The sequence below is a fragment of the Ignavibacteriales bacterium genome (assembly GCA_026390795.1).
In the GTDB taxonomy this organism is placed as follows: Bacteria; Bacteroidota; Ignavibacteria; order Ignavibacteriales; family Melioribacteraceae; genus Fen-1258.
On sequence record JAPLFG010000003.1, the window covers coordinates 1,829,878 to 1,854,572 of the forward strand.

18 protein-coding genes are annotated in these 24,695 nt (G+C 35.0%); 8 read left to right on the forward strand and 10 right to left on the reverse strand.

Translation table 11 applies throughout. The features are described from left to right. Window positions 1-53 precede the first annotated feature (53 nt). The 3 genes from NTX65_11650 to NTX65_11660 are packed head-to-tail and all read right to left on the reverse strand — an operon-like array spanning window position 54 to window position 3,038. Window positions 54-1,262: a hypothetical protein gene (locus NTX65_11650; GenBank protein MCX6169990.1), complete on the reverse strand. Its 1,209-nt coding sequence runs from the start codon at window positions 1,260-1,262 to the stop codon at window positions 54-56. 1 nt (window position 1,263) lies between these two features. Then, window positions 1,264-2,406 (reverse strand): glycosyltransferase family 4 protein, encoded by a 1,143-nt coding sequence (locus NTX65_11655; GenBank protein MCX6169991.1) that lies wholly within the window; start codon window positions 2,404-2,406, stop codon window positions 1,264-1,266. Then, complete coding sequence (locus tag NTX65_11660) at window positions 2,403-3,038, reverse strand: PIG-L family deacetylase (GenBank protein ID MCX6169992.1); 636 nt, start codon at window positions 3,036-3,038, stop codon at window positions 2,403-2,405. The genes NTX65_11655 and NTX65_11660 overlap by 4 nt, the downstream gene beginning before the upstream one ends. 546 nt (window positions 3,039-3,584) lie before the next feature. Here NTX65_11660 and NTX65_11665 point away from each other — a divergent pair. After that, entirely contained in the window at window positions 3,585-4,604 is a 1,020-nt protein-coding gene (locus NTX65_11665) for a tyrosine-type recombinase/integrase (protein MCX6169993.1), read from the forward strand. A 39-nt stretch (window positions 4,605-4,643) separates the two neighbouring features. On the opposite strand, the gene NTX65_11670 is transcribed toward NTX65_11665, so the two are convergent. The 7 genes from NTX65_11670 to NTX65_11700 all read right to left on the reverse strand — a co-directional run bounded on the left by NTX65_11670 (window position 4,644) and on the right by NTX65_11700 (window position 13,993). Next, window positions 4,644-6,731: a carboxypeptidase regulatory-like domain-containing protein gene (locus tag NTX65_11670; GenBank protein ID MCX6169994.1), complete on the reverse strand. Its 2,088-nt coding sequence runs from the start codon at window positions 6,729-6,731 to the stop codon at window positions 4,644-4,646. A gap of 33 nt (window positions 6,732-6,764) precedes the next feature. Continuing rightward, complete coding sequence (locus tag NTX65_11675; GenBank protein MCX6169995.1) at window positions 6,765-7,568, reverse strand: DUF5683 domain-containing protein; 804 nt, start codon at window positions 7,566-7,568, stop codon at window positions 6,765-6,767. 56 nt (window positions 7,569-7,624) lie between these two features. Further along, complete coding sequence (locus NTX65_11680; protein ID MCX6169996.1) at window positions 7,625-8,215, reverse strand: hypothetical protein; 591 nt, start codon at window positions 8,213-8,215, stop codon at window positions 7,625-7,627. Window positions 8,216-8,953: 738 nt separating this feature from the next. Then, on the reverse strand, window positions 8,954-11,260 hold the full coding sequence (locus tag NTX65_11685) for a bifunctional DNA primase/polymerase (GenBank protein MCX6169997.1): 2,307 nt from the start codon (window positions 11,258-11,260) through the stop codon (window positions 8,954-8,956). Beyond that, on the reverse strand, window positions 11,260-12,372 hold the full coding sequence (locus NTX65_11690; GenBank protein MCX6169998.1) for a tyrosine-type recombinase/integrase: 1,113 nt from the start codon (window positions 12,370-12,372) through the stop codon (window positions 11,260-11,262). The genes NTX65_11685 and NTX65_11690 overlap by 1 nt, the downstream gene beginning before the upstream one ends. 45 nt (window positions 12,373-12,417) lie before the next feature. Continuing rightward, window positions 12,418-12,999 (reverse strand): helix-turn-helix domain-containing protein, encoded by a 582-nt coding sequence (locus NTX65_11695; protein MCX6169999.1) that lies wholly within the window; start codon window positions 12,997-12,999, stop codon window positions 12,418-12,420. A 145-nt stretch (window positions 13,000-13,144) separates the two neighbouring features. Then, window positions 13,145-13,993 carry a hypothetical protein gene (locus tag NTX65_11700; protein MCX6170000.1) on the reverse strand — a complete coding sequence of 283 codons (849 nt, stop codon included), beginning with the start codon at window positions 13,991-13,993 and terminating at the stop codon, window positions 13,145-13,147. A gap of 351 nt (window positions 13,994-14,344) precedes the next feature. On the opposite strand from NTX65_11700, the gene NTX65_11705 reads away from it, so the two are divergent. From NTX65_11705 to NTX65_11735, 7 genes are all read left to right on the forward strand, one after another. Beyond that, on the forward strand, window positions 14,345-15,193 hold the full coding sequence (locus NTX65_11705; GenBank protein ID MCX6170001.1) for a type IV toxin-antitoxin system AbiEi family antitoxin: 849 nt from the start codon (window positions 14,345-14,347) through the stop codon (window positions 15,191-15,193). Window positions 15,194-15,275: 82 nt separating this feature from the next. Then, window positions 15,276-16,061: a nucleotidyl transferase AbiEii/AbiGii toxin family protein gene (locus NTX65_11710; protein MCX6170002.1), complete on the forward strand. Its 786-nt coding sequence runs from the start codon at window positions 15,276-15,278 to the stop codon at window positions 16,059-16,061. Window positions 16,062-16,114: 53 nt separating this feature from the next. Beyond that, window positions 16,115-18,625 (forward strand): type I restriction-modification system subunit M, encoded by a 2,511-nt coding sequence (locus NTX65_11715; GenBank protein MCX6170003.1) that lies wholly within the window; start codon window positions 16,115-16,117, stop codon window positions 18,623-18,625. Next, window positions 18,622-19,899, forward strand: coding sequence for a restriction endonuclease subunit S (locus NTX65_11720; protein MCX6170004.1), 1,278 nt, complete (start codon window positions 18,622-18,624; stop codon window positions 19,897-19,899). Before NTX65_11715 ends, NTX65_11720 begins: the two co-directional genes overlap by 4 nt. A gap of 1 nt (window position 19,900) precedes the next feature. After that, entirely contained in the window at window positions 19,901-20,932 is a 1,032-nt protein-coding gene (locus NTX65_11725) for a hypothetical protein (GenBank protein MCX6170005.1), read from the forward strand. A gap of 9 nt (window positions 20,933-20,941) precedes the next feature. After that, window positions 20,942-23,971: an HsdR family type I site-specific deoxyribonuclease gene (locus NTX65_11730; GenBank protein MCX6170006.1), complete on the forward strand. Its 3,030-nt coding sequence runs from the start codon at window positions 20,942-20,944 to the stop codon at window positions 23,969-23,971. Beyond that, a complete protein-coding gene (locus NTX65_11735) occupies window positions 23,961-24,686 on the forward strand; it encodes a SprT family zinc-dependent metalloprotease (protein MCX6170007.1) in 726 nt (241 codons plus the stop codon). The genes NTX65_11730 and NTX65_11735 overlap by 11 nt, the downstream gene beginning before the upstream one ends. The last annotated feature ends 9 nt before the right edge of the window (window positions 24,687-24,695 follow it).

The following is a 24,695-nucleotide window of genomic DNA, read 5'->3' on the forward strand; positions in this document are numbered from 1 at the left end:
ATCAATAAGAGAAAATAGTTAATCACTCTCTTCAATTTTAAAGTCTCGGAATACTAAACTTTTTTGGTTTGAATTGGAAGATTACGAATCTCATCAAAGAAAGGAGTCTTTTTTTCTTCAACGCATTTTACTGCATACAAATAAAGTGCAGCACTCCAGGTTTGCCAATCCTGTCCCATCGGTTTTCCATCTTGTGCTTTAATCCACTCATTAAATCCAAAATCGACATTCCCGGTAGCAGACATTTTAATAGTATGAGTAAGTGCTAAGAGTTTTTCTTCTGCAAGTTCGTATCTTTTTGCGGCAACTAAGGCTGCCACATAAAGTCCAGATATAAATGGCCAAATTCCTCCGTTGTGGTATTCACCCGGTTTGTTATAAATTTCATATCTAGGCAGCCAATCGGGGTCCACAGGTTTTATAAATGGGAAAAAATTAGGAGGTAGATCAACACTCAATTCACCCCTCTTTCTCATAACCCTACATTCCTCTTCGATCCATGAAATCATTTCATCGGATCTTGTGGGAGAAGCCAAACCAGAAAGAATAGCAAGACTGTTTCCGAGTAAGTCGAATCTTTCACTGCTATAAATTTTGTAGGACCAGAAAGCATAGTATGGTTTGTGTTTCACTACAAGACCTTCATGAACGTGGTGGTGTATTGTTCCTCCTGTAATAGTAAAGCGACCCATTTCACGTGCTACTTTATCGGCTCTTTCAAACTTGCCTAAGATCCTTAGGTAAGAATACTCTAAAGTGTTTACAAACAATCCATATCCTGTAACCCATTGTTCATCGCGCCAGTCACTTGTAGGCTGCTGGGCAACAAGGTATCTGTCAGATGGACTTTGATATTCCATCCAAGTCAATGCTTTCTCAATTGATTCATTCAGAAAGTCCAATTCACCGGAAATTTTTTTAAAGATACCAACACCCAGCAAAAAGAGCGGAGTAGTATCACTAGCTCCTCGATCTTCTTTATCATGCACGAGTGAAGGAATGTGACCATGCTCAGTTTGATTTTTTGCAAGTGTTTCTAATACTCTCCGGATACTATCGAGTAATTTCTGATTTCCAGAAACAGCAATTCCCAAAATAGAAAACATTAAATCTCTTGTATAAGGTTCTGGATAACCCCAACCTGCAGTACGCGGAAGACCTTGAAAAGGTCCATGGCTATTATGAATTAGTACTTCAAGCGCGGCATCCTTTGCTTTATTTATCTCTAACCAATTTTCAGTCTGTTTCGAATTAATTTTCAAATTACCTTATTCCTAATCTATCGTTCATTATCTGAACAAATTTTTTTGCAACAATCCGGAAATCGAAATTTTTCATTACACGTTCTCTTCCTGCTTTTCCCATTTTATCTCGAAGCTCAGCATTCGTCATCAGCATCATTAAATATTTTGCGATGTCATGAACATTTGCACGGTAATCTACTGTTCTTGGTACTTTAAAAGTAACTTTATGTTGATCCTCAAAGCCAGCGTCGTCGCCAAGCAATACATCGTTAACAACAATTTTCTGGGCAACACTTGCCAGCAATGCTGTTTCCTCATGGATTAGGGTATCCAGCATTCCCATAGCTTTAATACTTATAACCGGTTTTTGGCAGGCACCGGCTTCTACTTGTGGCATTCCAAATCCTTCGAGTCTAGAAGGGGCAGCATATATATCGCATGCGCCAATAAGGTAAGGCATAAAATTTCGAGAAATTGTATTTGTTTCGTACGTTACATTTTTTTCAATACCCAGATGTGTTGCCATTTCAAGATCAGCTAGATTTTGAATTTTTGTTCGTGGCTGTGGCCATACTTTGCATACATATTTCCAATCAGGTGCTTTAGTGTCAATGAGGGCGAGTGCCTGCATTACTTCTTGTGCGCCTTTTGAAGCAGCATCGCCGCCAACGGTCAATATCATTAACTGATCTGGTGATATGCCCAAAGATTCGCGCACTGCTAATATTTTTGGATCGTTTTTAGCGTACGGTCTGAATATATCTGTATCACAGCCTACAGGTAACACTTCAATTTTATCGCCATTAATACCATCGCGTACATACATCTCTTTTACCCAATTCGATGTTACAAGAATGAGTGGAAGGGAATTCAAAACTTCCTGATAGTTTGCAATGTAACCGTCTGCCACTAACCAAGGTACCGGTTGCACCCCATAACGTAACGGATGAAGTACAAGTTGTGGTGTATGTCCCCAATAACCCACGCCTACAACAACATCAGGTTCAAACCAACGATAGTACCATTCCTTTTCCTGAGCGGATTCAAAATGAACCGCATACGCATCAACTCCCAGTTCAATTAAACCCTGATAGAGTAGATCTCCCTGTGTAGAAAGTCCCCCGGGTGATGGTGGATAGTCATATAATACCAATACTTTCATATTAAAACTCCTCTATTATCAAGCCATTTTTTTGCATCATTCGGGTTTGTAAATTTCCAAAAAGCTTCTGCCTTTGGAGTCGTTACTGCTTCCCAACTATTTATTTCAAATCCGTATGTCTCAGTGATAATTCTATATTTTGTTTTCCAAATTTTTTCTTTAAGATTTTGAAAAAGATCGGCATTTGCTTGAGGTCTCGGATAATATTGTTTATTGCCGTCTTCGTAAGCAAAGGCCCAGAGTTCACGAGTGAGTATTTCTCCATTATACCAGAGGTTAATAACTGCTCTACCTGTTTCTTCATGCCTTTTATGTCTTGTGTATTCTCCATTTGGATTGTGAGAAATTATCAAGTCAAAATGCTTTTTTATTAATAATTTTTTGATAAGATTCTCCACCTCTTTCTCATCCAGAGCATTCTGTTCAGGGCCATCGTCAAGATCACCCATAATTCCTTCAGCCTTAAGAATTTTTAGTGCATTAAAAAATCTATTAGCACGTTCTATATCACTAGATCTGCATAACGAAACGATAAACCTTCGCCAATTGGGATGCATTAGTATCGTTCCGCCGGCCCATAATGTTTCATCATCGGGGTGTGCTACAATTAAAGCAATTTCATTTGAATTCAAGTTTTCATCCTAACGATATACCATTGTAATCCATTATAAAACTATGAAGAGAGGTAACTTGATTCAATCAATCAAAGGGATGAAAAAAGAACTACATCTTTTAATTAACGGATGCTTTAAAAAAAATCTAGGTAGGCCTCAGAGATCTGTCGCCCAAGGATGCATTTATTGTTTATTATCTGTAAGAATAAATATTACCGGCTAGGGAGTAAGAATTGATTCGGTAAAAGGTCCTGCTGATACTATGATTCCAGTGCATTTTACTTCATAGTCACAAGGTATTGAGATGATCGCTGCAATAGTTTTGTATTAGTAGACTGTTAATAGGTAGGTTAAAGCAGCCATTTTAGGTAAATTCAGGACTTGTGAAAAATAAAAAACCCCAAATTCTTTCGTTTTTGGGGTCTTTTGAGCTGGCTATGGGACTCGAACCCGCGACCTGCTGATTACAAATAATAGTGACTATTAGGATTGTAGCCTAAGAACGAAGGATTTTACATGAGTCCCTACTAAAGTCCCTACCAAACATAAGGAGGAGAATTCCTTATGTTCATTTCTAAAACAAAAAAATCACCATTCTATCAATTGACTTATGAAGTTGATGGAAAGAAAACAACCATCTCAACGAAAGCTAAAAACCGCACTGATGCCCATCTCTTTTTAATATACTTTCAAAAAAAACGAGATGGAGAATCCAAAGAACAAATAAAATCCATATCATTAACTAAATTCAAGGAGGAATATGATGATTACATTAAGCCAACAAAATCAAAAAGCTATCTTCGTTCTATTAATCTTTCTTTCAAAATGCTAATTGCTTTCAGTGGAGATATTTCATTAAGCAGATTAGATATTCACACAATCGATAAATTTATCACTCACACTTTTTCACGAACTCCGAGAGGAGCTTCTCTTTATTACCGTACACTGAAAGCTGCTTTTAGTAAAGCTGTTCTTTGGAATTACATTACTGAAAATCCACTTAAGAAAATTAAAACTCCAAAAGTTTCTAAAGCTTTTCCGGTTTTCATTTCCGAAACAGAATTGAAAACTATTCTGGAAAATACACAAGAGGAATATCTCAAAGATTTATTTCTCACCGCTTTTTATACCGGAATGCGTCTTGGTGAATTAGTAAATATGAAGTGGTCGTGGGTCGATCTAAAACAGAATCAAATTACTGTTCAATGCTCAGAGTTTTTCACAACCAAGAGTAAAAAAGAAAGGATCATCCCGTTTAATTCTAATCTCAAAAAGATTTTTATGAATCGATTTCCAAAAGTAGTCAGTATCAAAAATGACGAATATATTTTTTCAAAACTCCCCGGAATAAAATTCAATGAAGACTTTATAAGCAAAAAGTTCAAGGATTTCGTTCGTGCTGCCAAACTTGATGAAAGAATTCACTTTCATACTTTGCGGCATTCTTTCGCTTCGCTATTGGTCCAGCGTGGAGTTTCTTTATATGTGGTCAAAGAATTGCTCGGACATGAAGAGCTTTCAACTACTCAAATCTACAGTCATCTACAACAACAAAACTTGAGAGATGCTGTGAATCTATTATAAAGAATTTTTCGTACTAAGAAGGATTCCACTTTACACTATTTAATCCTTCAAACATCGAACACTATAACCATAATCTTTCGGATTGAATCTATACCACCCAGAGATTAGAAAGCTCAAGTCTTCTATTTGTGCATAGGAAGTATCACCTCTATTACTGTATTCTGAAGAACTCCAGAAAATACCATTAACGCTTAAATCAAGAAAATAACTATCACTATGACGATAACCGCCAAGTAATGCCGAAAATCCACTTGCATTTGTGCCATTCGCTTGCCCACTAGCTAATAATGCCTTCGCATCATAGCTTACTGTTTTATTTAATATTTCAAACTCAGCATTTGTTGGAATGTGCCATCCATTAGGACATATTCCTTTAGTTCCTTCTGTTACACTATATTCCATAGCTTCTTTCCATTGATATAATCCTCCATAAGTTGCACAATTTATAGGATCATTGTTATAACAATACTTTTCTATTGTACCATTATTTATCTGGTTAATACTACCATTTATCATTGTACCTATATCTAGATTTTCTTTTAACCAGCATTGGTAGCCAATTTGTACAGTGTTATATATTTTACCTTGATAAGAAACTATTGGGACACAATTAGTAAAGAATGACCAAGTACTTGACCAATTGGAAGTACCGTAATTATTGGTCGCATTAACACGCCAATAATATGTTGTTGAATTGTTTAAACCACTTACTTGTAAACTTAGACCTGTAAATCCACTTAGAGATAAAACTGTACTTGTAAAAGAACTACTTGTGGATACCTGTAAAGTATAGCTGGTTGCTTTATCACTCGCATTCCAGTAAAGAGTTGGTGGAATAGCAATATTAATTGCATTATTTGTCGGTGCTGATAATATTGGTGCACTAGGGGCGGTTCCTGCTACTATTGTCGTAAAACTCCAAGTGCTCGAATAGGAAGATGTTCCATAACTATTACTCGCGCTTACCCGCCAGTAGTATGTTTGCAAGTTGCTTAGACTGCTTATTTGCTTACTCAATACGTTCCCAACATTCTGGTTATAAACAAAACTGGAGAAACTGTTATTTTGAGATACTTGTAATGTATAACTTGTTGCGTCGGTACTTGTATCCCAACTTAAAGTCGGTGATGTTAATTGATTTGCTGATCCATCGCTGGGTGTCAATAATGTTGGTGCATTCGGAGCTGTCCCTGGAGGAACTATCATAGTAATTGTTAGAGTTTTCGATCCGCCGTTAGAATTAAAAACAACAGTACCATTAAAACTACCCGGCGCCAATCCACTTTTATTTATGGAAACATTTATTATAGATTTATCTCCGGCATTTATATTCCCACTTGTTGATGAAAGATTTATCCAAATATTACTAATTGTGGACGTCCAATTCATAACACTCATTCCAGTATTTTTTAGCTCAACTTGTGAAGTTAAAATCGATGAACCAAAATCAATACTAGTTGGTGAAATTGATAACTGAGGTAAGTTTGGATCTGGTTTTACCATCAATACATTTATAATTTTTTCCCCAGCATCCGATACGACATTTATTTGTGCTGTATAAGTCCCGATTGCAATATTATTTCGTGAAACCGAAACTTGTATCGGGTCCGTTTCAGTCGTTGTAGTTCCTGAGGTCGGTGTTATTGTTACCCATGGTTGATTCGAAGTAATCGTCCACGTAATAGTTCCAACTTTCCCTTTGTTAGTAATAAAAAAACTCAAATCGTTTTTTGTTGTTTCAAAATCTAAGGTTGATGGAGATGCTTCCAATTCGGGACTTAACTTAACTAATTGAATATCCGCATTTACAGTTTTTCCATCGAGAACAGTTACAGTTGTCGTATTATCATTGTATCCATCTTTTTTTGCAGTAATAGTATATTGTATCGGTTTAACATCTGGAATTGTGTAGTTACCATCATTACCGGTAACTACAGATGACGTAGCGGGGTTTGAAGTTATTTGTGCACCTACTATTGGTTGAGTGTTTTTACTATCTGTTACTTTTCCGGTTATCTGTGTTTGTATAATTGGTGCGTCAGTCGGTGCCTGCTTACATGTAAAAATTAATACAAGAGTCATGAAGACAATAAAATATAAACTATAGTTCTTCCATGTAAGTTTCATAAAAATTCCGTTTACTTTGTTCTTTATAAAACATTAAAAATTATATCTATAACAAATTTGCAAATTTTGATTACTATCTAAACCGACGTGTAAATTATCTTGTTTAACCGCAACGGCATCAATTACATTCCAAATGTATAAAGCTGCTGCAGTAATGAGGCTTATCTTGCTATATGTATCATAGTTCTTAGATTCATTATTATAAAAATCTCTAACCGCTTGGGTTCTTGCGGAAAGGGCTTTATTAGTTGCATCAATACTCAATTGTTTTAAAATTAATCCTCCTGCAAGCCCGCCAATACTTCCAACCATAAATGAAATCCCTTTGAATGAATCATTTTTATAAAGTTGTCCCCATCCTGGCACAACAATAGATCGCCATAGAGCATTAAATCCCGTAATGAGAGTTGTCGGATAGCAATCATTAAAATTTTCAAAATTAGGATCAATGTTTCCTCTTTCCGCTACTTGGCACAATACCCAAACTTTGTAGCCTCTCTTTGTAAAGAGAGATTCAGTATAATCACAGACAATATTAATGGGTAGTTTTATATCAACTGAAGCGCCGGGAATTCCTTTCTTCTTGATAGCACTTTTTATTTCGTCTAAGTTTACGAACAATCCGATTTTTAATGCACCTTCATAGAGCGCCGTTGCTATAGCACTAATGCGAGCACTCGCTGCATCAATATCTTCTGCACTTGCTACTTTATAATAAAATGTACCATAACCTGACGATTGTAATGGAGGGTTCTGTATCCAATTCGGTCGTACCTGAGGGAAAATATTTTCATAAAATGTAAAAAATAACGTTATCAGTATTAATAACTTATTCATAAATAAAGCCGCAAGTAATTGAGAAATTTAAGGTACATCCCACACAAATTATTATTCTATTTCTCCTTAGAAAACTCTTTATACTTTTTCACTTGCTCATCGAAGAAATTTTGAAATTCCTTTTCATTAAACTTAATTCTTAATTCTTCCTCTGCTTGGATCTGCTTATTCAACTCTTTTTTTAGTATAGCTTTTGGTACTCTTAGGGCAATGTATGCGTGATAAATTCCAAGGTCATCTATTGTGTTTTTTTCGCATGTCTTATAGGCATCATTGACTACTTTGCTTATTGTAGTTTGAATTTTATCTTTTATTAGTCTTTCTATACCTGAATTATCTGCTTTGGAACTCGCACCTTCTAGCCAATTTGTAGTAACACGTTCAACTAGTCCAATTAATCTTCTCATTAACATACCTTGCGCATCCTCAAAAGCAAGATTCCTTACTTTAGAACGGTCTTTGCCCTCAGACATGCCTACGTCCCGGTAGTTTTCATCATCGTCAAAGGATTCATCACCGCATGGTATTGGTATTTCCTTCTCTATTCTTTCAGTAAGTGGCGGATTCTTGATGTCTGGAGTACTTGAGCATGATATTAGAATAAAAGAGAATAAACCCACGAAAAAAACTAACATTAACTTTTTCATATTAACCTCTTTTTGTTACTGTTTTAAGTCTCTTTTTTATTATTCAGTTTTTCTTTAATAAACGTTCATAAAAGCTATTCGAAATTATTTTGATATTTACTTATAGAAATGAATATTTATCCATCTAATAAACTCACGTGTTAGTACGTTATAATCTACTATCACATTTATCCCCACACCGTCATATGTTGCGCATACATTAGAATATTCGGAAAACGAGATTAAAATATTTTGATATATATAAAGTCTTGCGACTTATTATTTTAATGTGTTTACAAGAAAGTATAATTTGAATTTGTGTCCCCATTGCGGGTTTACCTTTTTTCAAATAGAACTTAATATATAAATGGATATCTGTCAAATGGTTATAGGCAAATTTATATATCAATAATACCCATCTTAGCATGTTTTTTATATTTATTTTCGTATAAAAAACTTCCCTTTCAACGCTCGTTTTTCAACTCAAACTCACCCAACCGATACATAACTACTGTCTTTTTCAAAGCCTTTCGTTGAAACGCCATTTTTAGTAATTGTGCATCCCTTACGATTTGGGTTAGACCCTTGCCGGAAAGGGAATAGCACACAATCCTTAATCGCACACTCCCGAACTTGCTTTTTTTCATACCCGGAACATTCAAGACAATGTTTCTTAATCGCTTTCAATGGTGTTAATTTCATTTTATCCCCAGTTTATATTTTGGATAAGTTGGACAACTTTATTTGTACTTCGGAGAGCTAATCGAAAAATGATCTGTCCAAGTTGTCCAAATCACGTAGTTCACCCAGTCTGATATACCTATCGGTACCTGATTTTCGCTCAGTTATCTTAATTCCTCTAATTTTGGCTGCTTCTTTAAACCACCTGGAGAATCTTACCGGTTGAATTTCAGCGAATTCTTCATACTCACTTCTGAAGTTTTCTAACAAATCTTTCTTCTGGAATTCCTTCCCAAGTTCCAATGCTTCAAAATATTCCGCAAATTCCTCACAAGTCGAGTTGATCAACTTTTTCTTTTCCAAGTTGATATGATTACACTGTATCATTCCTTTACTAAGGTAAAGCTGTAAGCAACCGATCATATAATTCAAAAAATAATTCCATTCTTCATTACTCCATTCATCAAAAAATCTATGGCCGAATTCATCTATCGGTCTATTCGTTCTGTTGTAATGGTCCGAAAATTCTACAACAAATTGACGATCCAAAGTGGAGTCGTCCGATCCTTCAATAGTGTAGTTTGTTGAAATAATAATTTTGGGTGATTCATGAAAGGGGATGATGATCTCATTCTGGTTTTTCTTTTCAACTGTGATATCATCGGTAATAATTGAAAAGAGCTTATCGAAATTAAATCTCTTAGTTACATCATTAAACTCGATAATTGCGGTATCAAGAGTAACCGATTGAAAACTAAAACTCTTTGAGAAATTAAAATTTCTGCCATCCAAGCGAATCGTCTTTCTAAGTTTACCAATCGCTTGAGCAACTAAACCTTTCCCGCTTCTTCCTGCAGCACCATCACTCAACTTCTCATCAAGAAAAATAATTGCTTTTGCGTTAGTTGAATCTTTGTAATTATGAAGTAAATAACCTATTCCACTCCGCAGAGAGAAAACTCTTTGCTCATCATCTTTGCATATGTTTCGAATAAACTTTGCAAATTCAGCTTCTCGTTTTTCAACCGTGAATCTTTTATGAATAACCTGTCTATCCCATATAAACCCTTCCAATTCTTCGTACTTCTTTACCTCTACCTTTGCTTTGGATATTTCAACAAAACAATTTGAGAAAAAGAGAAAACCTTTCTCCTTTGTGTCACGTAAAAATTCTAAATTCTTCGTTTCCAGAAACTCAAGAAATGTCTGAACAAAATGTTGAGGTGCTCCTTTAATCACGGCATCAATCACTTTTATTCGAGGAGTTTCTTTGAAATGTTCATCATCCAATCTCTTTAGATAATCAATAACAAAATCCTTTATGTTAAAAATCTCCACTTCACGCACTATATTCTTACTAACCTTCAGCAGAATATATCCTCGTTCTAATTGCAATTTACAGAAGCCATTCTCTTCAAGAAATCTTTTGAAGTTCTGTTTTGAAATATGTGTCTTATCATTCTCTATATACCAGAACTTTACAAACGGTTTTTGCCAGCCATATTTTTCGGCAGTATGATAAACCGTTCCGAGTGTTATTCTTCCATCAGATTTCTTCATCAATTCATCAAACTTTTTATTTATCTCAAATTCAGAATCATGATAGTGCTGATTTCCAAGACTCATCCTCAGAAAATATTTCCTTCCTTCTTCACCAATCGTTACCAACCCAAAACCAATTCTATACCAATCATCATAACAATTGACCGGAAGATTATTCTCTAAAAACTCAATTGCGCTTTCCAATTTTTCTTTATCAAAACTTGTCGGTTCAAATGTTCTCTTACCAACTTCAAGGACTTCTTTTTCTTTTTGTAAATCGCAAAACTCTTCCAAGCATTCAATCAAAACATCAGCATCAATTTCTTCCGGCGGTTTTTTTGGTTCATCATATAAAAACAAATATCTGTTCCCGCTCTCATGTTTCGAATAGGGAAGTACAGTTTGTGATTGACCCCATCTCAATTCAATATGATCGCATAATCCTTCATCTTTTAGATATAACCGGTAAACACTTTTAGGTCCGTTCAATCTCTCTTTCAATCTTTCACTCTCACTTACTTTAATCCAGATATGATAACCAACTCCGCTACCACTTTTTATTGTCCACGAATATTTATCACCTAATCCTAATCTTTTACAAATCATATCAACAATACTCGGGTCTGTCACTTTATCGAAATCAATATTTCTCAAATCATTAATTCCGCAAATTCCGCCGATACCGGTTACACTTGCGTTCCATCCAAGATTAACCACATCATTTTCGGTTTGTTCAATCAATTGCCAATTTTCCCAAGGAATAGTTGGCCGTTTACCTTGTATAGGTAATACGTTGAATCCAAAAGCATTTTTATAAATTTTTGCCATTTCCAGAAATTGCATTATTTATTCTCTCCGGAATTAATTCTAAAAATCTTTAGTTCATTTTTTTGCTTTTCTTCAGTATCAAGAATCTTATCTCCAGTATCTAGCTTCTTTACCGCTTCTCTCAAACAATCCATATTTAAATGTGAATAAATTTCAGTGGTAGAAATAGACGAATGTCCCAGCAGTTCTTTTATTGTATAAAGCGAAACACCTTTCTGGGCAAGATTAGAAGCGAAGGAATGTCTTAAAGAGTGGAAGTGAATTCCATTGTCCATTCCCGCAGATTTGCAAGCGTCTTTGAATCTTCTCGAGAAATAATTTCCTGTAAACATTTTACCATTCTCTTTGCAAAACACGAAGTTATGTGTAGCATTTCTAGATTTTATCGAAATAATCTTTTTTTGTTTTTCATTCTGAACTTGTCCGCCGTTCCTTTGGCGGATTCTCAATCCTGCACTGAGCCTTGTCGAAGTGTCTAAATTCTCAATTATTTTAAGAGCCTCTTCACTCATCGGAATAAATCTTTGTGTTCTTCCTTTCGTGGTAAACTCTTCATCACCAACAGTTATAATCCGTCCATTCAAATCCACATTCTTCCATCTTAGATTTACAATCTCATCCAAACGCATTCCGGTATAAAACGCTATCATCACAAAATCTTTTACTTTTTCGCTTTTTATCTGATCACGGATAACCGACAACTGATCACTATTGATGAATATCGGTGCCATCTTTTGTCTTTTAGGAAGCTTTACTTTTGTGAAGCAATTCTCTTTGATATATCCCCAGTCTTTCGCTTTATTAAATGCTGCTTTAAGATTGCGGTAGTAAACGACATGACCTTTCTTCACCTTTTGCTGAAGGTGAGTAAGAAAATCTTCAATATCTTTCAATTGAATTGCCTTGATTGAATGTTGTATACCGAAAAAATCAATTAAATGATTTAATGCAATATTCACTGAATTGTAATAAGCTTTTGAACGGCTATTCTTTATTAGAGTGGAATACTCGTCTTTGAATACCCTCAGCGTAACAACTTCTTTTGGTTCCTGTCCTGGCATTATCGAGATCAACAACTTGAGTTTTTCTAAATCATCAGCAGAAATATTTTTTAATATCTCTTCCATTTTTTACTCCGCTTCATCTAAGAGCTGCCTGCTAAAAGCTAATTGCTATCTTTTCTTCTTTCGCGGAAACTCAATAACAATTTTATGACCCTGTGTTGAGTTCAACGAAGCATTTTCTTTGCTTTTTTCTTCATCAAATCTTTTGTTCTTTTCTTCATTCCTTCTTCCCTTTTGTTCATCAAATCCTATTTCCATCTGATTCGGATCTTTAGTGGTGAGCTGAGCCTGCAGTGAGTCTTGTCGAACTGTCGAACCACGTTCATTTTCTTTAGTCACCTCGAGCGAAGTCGAGGAGTCATTCTGTTTGCTGATTTCTGAATTCTGACATCCGCTTTTGTAAATCCACTCATCCAATTCAGCTTTCGAGAAGAAAATTATTTTGCCTGTTGGCTTGTAATGTGGGATTATTTTTCGGTAGGTTAACTTGTAAAGATAACTTGGCGCATAACCAAGATAAGCGCACGCCTCTTTGAACGTCAGCGGCTTATCATCTTTTTTCTTGAGTAAATTTTCAAGTGTGGAAAGTTTCTGAAGGATAACCCCGCTGAGTGAAGCCTGCGGTGAGCCGTAGCTCTGAGCTTGTCGAAGAGGTAGTCGAACCTTCGAAGTGTCTTTCTGCTTTCTCATCTCACACCTCATGTTGAATAATTACATGAGTAATATGAAATAGAAAATCAACAAAAAGAATTTATCGGCTTTTATGCGATTTTATGGCAAAGCCATAAAAGAGGATAAAAGATTTCAGCACACCCCTCATTTCTTTTATGGCATTTTATGCCTCAGACATAAAAGATGATAAAAGAGCATAAAAGTATATTACCACTGAAAAATTGATCTCTCCAAGAATTCGTCTGATCAAATTTCCTGTTTGAGTAAAGTTCTCTGTATAATTTTTCTTTTGCGGTAGGTCTCTAAAAACCGTTCCTTTTTTATTAACAAAGTGCTTTGCAATTACCTTGAATTTGTTCTCGTCGTCAATCGCACCACGTTTTGCTAACTCATCAACAAAAATTGCAAAGGAACAATCGCTATCGTTCCAACTAAACTTTTTTGAATGGTGAAACCCTCTGCATAACGGTTCCTGTTTCTCATCCGTAAAATGAATAAGTATTTCCTCTTTCGAATACTTGGGAATGATTTCGTTCCTATAAAGACAATCAAATAATTTCAACAGATTTTCTTTTCCGCTCCGCCAAACTATTCGTTCTGATATATCAACTTTATTTGTAACATTATTTTCACTTCTAGAACATTCCATCCATTTTGCTTTAGCTTCAAGTTTTGTTCTGTGGTGCGCTAGGAGCGCTTCAGTCCTTTCCAAATAATCAAAATATTCTTCACATAATTTATCCCCGCATAATTGGACTGCGTCCATTGTTACAGCTTGTTTTATCTTCTTATCGGAATTTATTAGCTCAACTAGGGTGGTTTCTTGTTTTGTAGTTTTTGCAGATATCTTTATGTCGGCGGGCTCTATATTCTTTACCTCACATTTTACATCCTGAATCGCGTTCCGGCATCTTACTATTTCATTGGAGATGAATTCGATCTTTTCCACATCGAGTTCAATTCCTTCTAATTGCTTTTCAAGAGCAGTAAACGAAAACCTTTCAATGCGCATATTTCCCCCTTACATTAAGAGAGTAATTCTATACACACAATTAATTAAGTCAGTCGCCCTTAGAAGTGAGGGCTTTCTTACATCGTCCCGATCTTTAAGCAGAAGAAAGTTTCGATATGGTTTATTCCCCAAACAAGTAATAAATTATCACTAATTGATATGTTATATAATAATTTTCTTTTAAATTTTCACCACAATTTTTCTAATATGCAATTCTCATCAGAGGTGAATTTACTACACATGCAATAAATTGCATTATCCTGGATTTCTCTTCCTTTTTAATAAAAAATACCTTAAACTCTATTCAAGAATTAAACAATTAGAGTAACCATTTGCGATAAAGGTCACATTGTGACCATATTCGCAAACCAACACTCCATAAACATGCAGAAAGAGCGCATTTATAATTATCTGGAGTCTTACCTCCAAAATATTCAAGCTGAGGGTAAACTCAACTTTTCTCTCGATATTCTGAGAAAGGAATTCCCTGGTTATTCCGATAATGCCATTCAAGTCAACTTAAAACGGTTATCACAAAAGAATAAAGTTAGATCGGTCTTAAAAGGGTTCTACGTCATAATCCCGCCCGAATACTCAAACAGAAAAATTCTTCCTCCGGAATTATTTATTGACTCTCTTTTCAAGTTCTTGGAACGCCCTTATTATTTAGGACTTCTTTCTGCAGCGGCTCTCCATGGCGCGGCTCATCAACAGCCGCAAGAATCTTATGTTTTTATAAACAAGCCGCCTCTTAGGTCTACTAAAGTTGAAGGTATCAAAATAAATTATGTAGTTAAATCGCTCCTTCCTCAAGTTGGAATAGAGAAAAGAAAAACTGAAACTGGTTACATAAATATTTCTTCTGCAGAATTAACTGCTGTTGATCTGGTTGAATACCAGCATAGAGTTGGTGGATTAAACCGCGTTGCAACCGTATTGTTTGAATTAACCGAAGCAATGTCGCCTGAGAAACTAACCGAAGTTTTACAAAATAAATTTTCTTTAACATCACTCCAGCGGTTAGGTTACTTGCTTGATTGTGTGTTGAATAAGAATGAACTTGCCTCGGTAATTAAAAACCATATGGCAGATAAAAAAGTATTTCGGATTCCTCTCAGTTCAACCGCAAACAAAGATGGGGCTTCAACTAATTTGATTTGGAAAGTAATAGAGAACACAAAAATAGAAACCGACTTTTAAGTCGTCCTGAGTTTATCGAGGGATGCAAACAATGAGATTATCATTCATGAATCATAATTCTAAATTCATAATTACTTTTTAGATGATACCCAAACCATATATTACAGCATGGTCTAAACATTCACCTTGGACGAGTAATTATCTTGTTGAGCAAGATTTAATTATTGAACGTGCTCTTTCAGAAATTTTTTTTGATCCCGATCTAAACAAAAGTTTAGCATTCCGTGGCGGAACAGCTATTCATAAATTGTTCTTTCACCCACAGCCACGCTATTCAGAAGATATAGACCTTGTTCAAACTGATTCCGGACCAATCGGAGATATACTTACACTTGTTAGAGAAAAATTATCGTTTCTTGGTGATGCCAAATATATAAGATCAGCGCACAACAACACTCTAACTTATCGGTTTGATACAGAATTCGAGCCGATCATAAAGCCCAAATTAAAAATAGAAATTAATACACGTGAACACTTCACGGTGTTTGGTTATCAAGAAGTAGATCATAAAATTGAAAACGAATGGTTTAATGGCGAATGTAAAATAAAAACATTCTCTCTTGAAGAATTACTAGGAACAAAACTCCGGGCATTGTTTCAGAGAAGTAAAGGAAGAGACCTCTTCGATCTCTGGTATGCCAATCTCAACTGGAAGTTAGATATTCCCAAAATCATAAAGACATTTCATAAATATCTTGAACATGACGAGCTGCGGGTTTCAAGTAAAGAGTTTATCCTTAGTCTTGAAGAAAAGCTGGAAGACGACTCCTTCCATGGTGATGTTGCCGGATTGATTAGACCGGAAATAAATTATGATGGTAATGATGCTTGGGATATCATCAAAGAGAAAATTATAAACATGTTGTAAAAATCGGTGATAATAGACAATGATTATATTTTATAGAAGAAGGGAACTAAAAATTGGCAATTAAGAAAAGCGAATTATATAGCTCAATCTGGCAAAGCTGTGATGAACTTCGCGGTGGTATGGATGCCTCGCAATACAAAGATTACGTCTTGGTTATTCTTTTTATTAAGTATATCTCTGATAAATACGCCGGAGTTCCTTATGCGCCAATCACTGTCCCTAAAGGTGCCAGTTTCAAAGATATGGTTGCGCTTAAAGGCAAACCGACTATTGGCGATGATATCAACAAAAAGATCATTGCTAAGATTGCCGGAGCCAATAAACTAACCGGGACAATTGATGTCGCTAATTTTAACGATCCGGAAAAATTAGGCAGTGGTAAAGATATGGTTGATAAGCTCACCAAACTTATTGCCATATTTGAAAGTCCTTCGCTCGATTTTAGTAAGAACCGTGCGGAAGGTGATGATCTGCTTGGTGATGCTTATGAATTCCTGATGAAGAACTTTGCCACACAGAGCGGCAAAAGCAAAGGTCAGTTTTACACTCCCGCAGAAGTCAGCCGTGTTATGGCAAAGGTTATTGGAATCAATCCAAAAATTACGAATGCACAGACAACTGTTTACGATCCCACATGCGGATCCGCTTCTTTGCTTTTAAAAGTTTCAGACGAAACTGATAAAAACATTTCTCTTTTCGGTCAAGAGATGGATGTTGCAACTGCAGCTCTTGCACGTATGAATATGGTCCTTCACAATCATGCTTCTGATATTCAAACAATCAAACAAGGCAACACATTAGCAACACCGCTTTTTCTAGATGAACATAATCGTCTTAAGACTTTTGATTTTGCAGTTGCTAATCCGCCATTTTCATATAAATCATGGTCAAACGGATTAACAGCACAAGACGGTTCAATCAGCGATCCATACAAACGATTTGATGGTTACGGTATCCCACCAAATAAAAATGGCGACTTCGCATTTCTTCTTCACATTATTCGCTCACTCAAAAGTAAAGGCAAAGGCGCTTGTATTTTACCTCATGGTGTTTTGTTCAGAGGTAACGCCGAAGCTGAAATTCGTAAGAATATTATTCAGAGAGGATACATCAAAGGTATCATCGGCCTTCCTGCAAATTTGTTTTTTGGTACTGGTATCCCGGCATGTATTATAGTTATTGATAAAGAAAATGCTGATAACCGCAAAGCTGTTTTTATGATTGATGCTAGCAAAGGATTTATTAAAGATGGCAACAAAAATCGTTTGCGTTATCAAGATATTCACAAAATTGTGGATGTGTTTAATAATAAAATTGAAATTCTAAAATACTCCCGCATTGTTCCGGTGGTAGAGATAGAAAAGAATGAATTCAATCTTAACATCCCACGTTATATAGATAGCTCCGAGCCCGAAGACATTCAAGATATTGAAGCCCATCTTAAAGGCGGTATTCCTAACTCTAATATTGAAGCATTACAAAATTACTGGAATGTTTATCCCACCCTCAAACAAGAATTATTCGAACCTTCTGTTCGTAGTGGTTATAGCAACCTAAAGAATGGCACTGTCACACCGAGCGAAGTCGAGGTGCCAAAGCGCAACATTAAAGAAGTTATATTCAGCCATCCTGAATTCATCTCTTACAGAGAACAAGTTGATAATGTTTTCAACACTTGGAAGAAAAAGAATAAAACAATTCTTAAAAATCTTGCAATTGGTGATAAACCAAAACTTATAATTCGCAATCTTTCAGAAGGTATTTTAAAATCATTTACAGATCTTCGGCTTATTGATAAGTATGACATCTATCAGCATCTTATGGAATACTGGGCTTCGGTAATGCAAGACGATATTTATCTTATTTCTATTGACGGATGGAAAACAGATTTTATTTATGATGAAAAGAAAAAAGAATACGAATGCGATCTGCTTCCTAAACAGTATGTAATTAACCGTTACTTTATTATAGAAAAAGAAGAGATAGAAAATCTTGAATCAGAGCGTGAAGCTCTTGCAAGCCAAATGGAAGAAATGATTGAAGAACAAAGTGGAGAAGACGATCTATTTGCAGAAGTGAAAACTGATAAAGGAAAAGTAACAAAAGCACGTCTGCAAAAAAGAATTAAAGAACTTGAAAAGGAAGAGCTTAACGAACCTATAAGGAAAGCAGCTGAACCTAAAGTCGCTTATAAAGGGATTGCTACTGAAGAAGATGGAAAAGATGAATTATCAATCTTAAAATCATTACTTGAACTTATCGAAAAAGAAGCCGTTCTCAAAAGGAAAATTAAAGAAGCAGAAGAAAAACTTTTGGAACTGCTCAAAAAAAAATACAAAGCTCTTACCGAAACCGAAATAAAAGATTTGGTTGTAACTGATAAATGGATGACCGCAATTGGTAATGATGTTAAAAGCGATATGGATCGTATCTCACAAAGATTAACACAGCGTATTAAAGAACTTGCCGAACGTTACCAAACACCTTTGCCGAAACTCAAGAATGAAGTTGAAGAACTTGAAAAGAAAGTAAACGCGCACATTCAAAAAATGGGTTTCAAATGAAATTGAAAGAGGGTTATAGACAAACGGAAGTTGGAATTATTCCTAATGATTGGGAAATAAAAAGACTAGGTGATTTAGGTTCTTTTAAAAAGGGAAAGGGAATCAATAAAGATAATGTGATTTCTGATGGATTACCTTGCATAAGGTACGGTGAAATTTATACACACCACAATGAATACATTAAAAAATTTAATTCATTTATAAATTATGAAACAGCTAGAGATAGTCAAAAAATTAGTCAAGGTGATTTGCTGTTTGCTGGTTCTGGAGAAACCGCTGAAGAAATTGGAAAGTGCGTTGCTTTTCTAGATAATATTGAAGCATATGCTGGAGGTGATATCATTATTCTCTCACCAAAAGACTATGATTCAAAATTCCTTTGTTTTTTACTGAACAATAATATTGTAACAAAGCAAAAAACTCAACTTGGACAAGGAGATGCAGTAGTACATATTTACTCGCGTAATTTAAGATCCATACTAATTCCTCTTCCTCCAACAAAAGAAGAACAAACCACCATTGCCCAAGCGCTTAGTGATACAGACGAACTCATTAACTCACTAGATGGACTCATTGCCAAAAAACGCAACATAAAACAAGGCGCGATGCAGCAACTCCTAACCGGCAAAAAACGTTTACCTGGTTTTAGAGGTGAGTGGAAAATCGTTTTATTTCAAGAACTGGCTGACAAAACTATCAAATGGAGTTTTACTGGCGGTCCATTTGGGTCAAATCTTAAAACTACTCATTATACTAATGAAGGAATCAGAATTATTCAGTTGCAAAATATTGGGGATGGCTGTTTTATTGATGATTATAAAATTTATACATCAATTCAAAAAGCTAATGAATTAATTAGCTGTAATATATATCCTGGTGAACTTATACTTTCAAAAATGGGTGACCCTGTTGCTAGAGCCTGTATTATTCCGAGTAATGAAAAGCGTTATTTAATGTCATCCGATGGAATTCGTCTTGCGGTTGATAAAAATAGATTTAGCAAAGTATTTATCTATTATTATCTGAATTTTCGTGCTTTTAGAACCATTGTAGATTCTGCAAGTACTGGTTCTACAAGAAAAAGGATTGGACTAAACGATTTGAAAACTCTTCCATTAATACTCCCCTTTTTACATGAACAAATTGCAATCTCGCAAATTCTATGCGATATGGATTCCGAAATTGAATCTCTCGAGAAGAAACGTGATAAATATAAAGCCATCAAACAAGGTATAATGCAAGAACTGTTAACTGGAAGAATAAGACTGGTATAATATGTTTAAACAAATAATTAGTGGAATAACATACAAACTCCCAAATCACTTAAATGATTTTCAATTAGGAATGTATGTTCATTTAATCAATTGGAAATGGAAATATATTACACCTTCTCCGGGTGTGAATAAACATAAAGGAAAGTTAATTGAGTATGATGCTATTCTCCCGGCATCAGTTACTAGTAGTTATCCTATAATTTATCCATCTGTACTATCTAAGTTTTTATCTCATTACTTAAAATATCCATTTAGAGTCCACGAATTTTTTAATCATATGGCAAGCTCTCAAGCTGCTAATGTTAATCTCTTTCTTCCAATTCTTACCCATTCCAAAGCAAATGAAATATTAAAGATGATAAAATCAGATTTTGACAGATTGGCCATTAATGAACTTGATAACGGTTTTCGGATTGAATTTTGGGATGAAGGATTCGGCAATTTGAATGATAAAACAAAAGTATCCGGAACCGACTCGGATATTGCAATTGCATACTACAATAATGAAAACCAGCTTTGTCTTTGGTTAATTGAACACAAACTTACTGAAGCCGAATTTACTGAATGTGGTGGATATACTAGCGAAGGACGAAAAGATAAAGTAAAACATAATTGCAATAAATCTTTCTTGGAAATTATAATTAATAAAAATTATTGTTATTATCATGATAAGTGCCGTTATAAGTATTGGGAGATAACTGAGAAACATTTACCCTTTTTTAGTAATCAAAATGCGTACTCTTCTTGTCCATTTCGAGGGGGAATGAATCAGTTATGGCGAAATCAAATTCTTGGACTTAGCATTGAGGATGATTCAAATCAACCAGCATATAAACACGTTTATTTTTCAGTGGTTAAGCATCCGGACAATCACTCCCTTGATAAAGCAATCACTGATTATAAAACTCTTGTAGATCATAATCCGAAATTCTCAGATTATACATCAGTAGATTTTATTAATGCAGCGGCCACTCAAAAGGATTCAACGCTTGATTGTTGGATTAATTGGTACAAAGAACTTTACAAACTATAGAATATAGCCATGATACAAATTGGTGACGTTGAGCGTAAAACTCAAAATCGTATTGTAAAACTATTTAAAAATCTGCTTAAATACGATTACCTTGATAATTGGGAAGATCGCCCTAACAATAACAACATCGAAGTAGAATATTTAACTGCATATCTCAAAAGTAAAAAAGTCAGTCCAATACTTATCAGTAAAACATTGGATAAACTTCGCATTGTTGCTAATAATGATTCTGAAACTCTTTACACCAACAACAAAAATTTCTATAGTTTACTTCGCTATGGTGTTCAAATCCAAGAAGAAGCCGGGCAAAATCATGATAATGTTGAACTTATCGATTGGGATAACCCTGGAAATAATCACTTCGCTATAGCAGAAGAAGTTACTCTTTTTGGTAATCATGAAAAACGACCGGATATTGTTATCTATGTAAATGGCATAGCTCTCGCTGTTTTAGAATTAAAACGCAGTATTGTTTCAATTGGTGATGGAATACGCCAAAGTATTGTTAACCAGCAAAAGGAATTTATTCAATCCTTCTTCTCAACTGTTCAAATTGTATTTGCCGGCAATGATACAGAAGGTTTACGTTATGGAACTATCGGTACTCCCGAAAAATATTTTCTTAAATGGAAAGAAGACAGCTCCGAACAAAATCTGCTGGATAAATATCTTTTACTTCTTTGTGATAAAAAAAGATTTTTAGAAATTATTCACGATTTCCTGCTATTTGACGGCGGTATTAAAAAACTTTGCCGCACCCATCAATACTTTGGTGTTAAAGCCGCTCAAGATTTTTATAAAAAAAGAGAAGGCGGAATCATTTGGCATACCCAAGGTAGCGGTAAAAGTTTGGTTATGGTTTGGCTTGCCAAATGGATACTAGAACATAATCCCAATGCTAGAATTGTTATTCTAACTGATCGAGATGAATTAGATAAACAGATTGAAAGAGTTTTTGGAGATGTAGGTGAAACTCTTAAACGCACTTCTAGTGGTAAGAATCTTATGGAGTTGCTTAATAATCCATTACCAAGAATGATGTGTTCCCTTATTCACAAATTCGGTCAGAAAAATGTGGATAATTTTGATTCGTTTATTGAAGAATTAAAAAGCGGGCCTACCCATACATATGGCGAGATATTTGTTTTTGTTGATGAATGTCATCGCACAAATTCCGGTAAACTTCACAAGTTTATGAAGGCAATACTTAAAAATGCTGTTTTTATTGGCTTCACCGGAACCCCGCTTCTTAAAAAAGATAAACAAACAAGTATCGATGTTTTTGGTAGATACATTCATACATATAAATTTAATGAAGCAGTTGAAGATGGAGTTGTTTTGGATTTGGTTTACGAAGCACGAGATATCGATCAAAGAATTTCTTCTCCCGAGAAAATTGATGCGTGGTTTGAAGTAAAGACCAAAGAATTAAATTCCTTCCAGAAATCTGAACTAAAAAGAAAATGGGGAACTATGCAGCAAGTGCTTAGTTCAAAAAAACGTCTTGATCAAATTGTTAGAGATATTATAATTGATTTCAGTCTTAGACCGCGACTTAGCTCAGATTACGGAAATGCAATTCTAATTGCTCGCAGTATTTTTGACGCTTCAAGATACTATGACCTATTCCAAGAAACAGAACTTCGAAATAAATGTGCAATAATTACTTCATATTCACCAACAACTCGAGATATAAGTACGGAGGATACTGGTGCTAACACAGATACAGATAAAGAATTTATTTATAACACATACAAATCACTTCTTAATGGCAAAAGAACAGAAGTCTATGAAGATGAAGCTAAAGAACTTTTCAAAAAAGAACCTGCCACTATGAAGCTGCTTATTGTTGTTGACAAATTACTTACTGGATTTGATGCGCCACCATGTAGTTATCTTTACATTGATAAGAATATGCAAGACCATGGCTTATTCCAAGCTATATGCCGTGTTAATCGTTTGGATGGAGATGATAAACCATTTGGTTACATCGTAGATTACAAGGATTTATTCAAGAAAGTAGAATATGCTGTTGCCGTTTATACATCGGAACTGGATTATGATCAGCTTGATAAAGAAGACGTTGATATTATGCTCAAGAGCAGATTGGAAAAAGGTAAAGAGCGTTTAGATTCTTCTATGGAAGAATTATCACTTTTATGTGAGCCTGCGCCTCCTCCTAAAAATCAGTTGTCATATATAAGATTTTTCTGTGGCGATCCGGAAAATCCGAATGACCTTAAAGCCAATGAAGTAAAAAGAACTGCTCTTTATTTAAAAGTAGTCGCATTTATTAGGGCATACGCGAATATCGCTATAGAATTAGCTGAAGCTGGTTATTCATTGAAGGAAATCGAAGAGATCAAAGCTAAACTCGATTTCTATCTCAACCTTAGAGAAGAGATTCGTAAAACAAGTGGAGAAACTCTCGATCTAAAAACTTATGAAGCTGACATGCGTTTCTTGATTGATAATTTTATTCAAGCTGATGAAAGTAAAGTTATTTCTAAATTTGGTGAGCTTACACTTTTGGATCTGATTGTTAAATCCGGTATAGCTGATGCAATCAACAGTTTACCACAAAGCATGAAGAACAGCAAACAAGCCATTCAAGAAGCTATCGAGAATAATATCCGTCAGAAAATTATTCAAGAACATCTTATTGATCCCGCATACTTTGAAGAAATGTCTAAACTCTTAGATCAATTAATTAAAGAAAGAAAACAAAATGCGGTTAGCTATGAAGAATATCTGAAAAAAATTGATGCCCTTGCAAAACGAGTTGTTATTGGTAATCCGCCGGATCTTCCATCCGAAATTAAGACTAAGGCACAGAAGGCTTTATACAATAATGTCGGTAAACAAAAAGATTTGGCTATAGCATTAGACAAAGCTATTATGGAATCACGGAAAGCTGATTGGCGCGATAATAATGGTCCGAGAGAAAAAGAAGTAAAAGCAGCGATGTACAAAATTTTAAAAGACATAAACGAAGTAGAAAGAATTTTTGCAATTGTTAAGCAGCAAAATGAATATTGAGAAACAACAAATAAAATTAGGTGATATCTCTATTGATGTGATTTATAAGAATATTAAGAATATTCATCTAAGTGTTCATCCTCCAACCGGCAGAGTTAGAATCGCTTCTCCTACTCGATTCAAATTGGATTCGCTGCGGGTTTATGCAATTTCAAAATTAAATTGGATAAAAAAACAACAACATAAAATTCAATCACAAGATAGAGAAGCGCCTAGAGAATATATCACTCGTGAGACTCATTATTACCTTGGTAAAAGATTTTTATTGAATGTAATCATTACTAATTCCACACCTAAAATTATTCTTAACCACTCCACAATTGAATTACATGTTCGTGAAAACTCTACTCTATTACAGCGAAAAACTTTGATGAACGAGTGGTATAGAGAAAGCTTAAAAGAAATTATTCCGGAATACATTGAACGATGGGAAAAGATATTAAATGTAAAAGTTAATGAGTATGGAATAAAAAAAATGAAAACCCGTTGGGGCACATGCAATATAAAAGATCAACGAATCTGGATAAATTTAGAATTAGCCAAGAAACCGATTCAATGTTTAGAGTATATTATCGTTCATGAGATGATTCATCTTATAGAAAGAACACACAACGAAAGATTCCTTGCCTTGATGAAAAAATTCCTCCCTCAATGGAAGTTATATAAAGAAGAACTCAACCGTTTTCCACTTAATCATGAGGAGTGGGATTACTGAAATTATTTA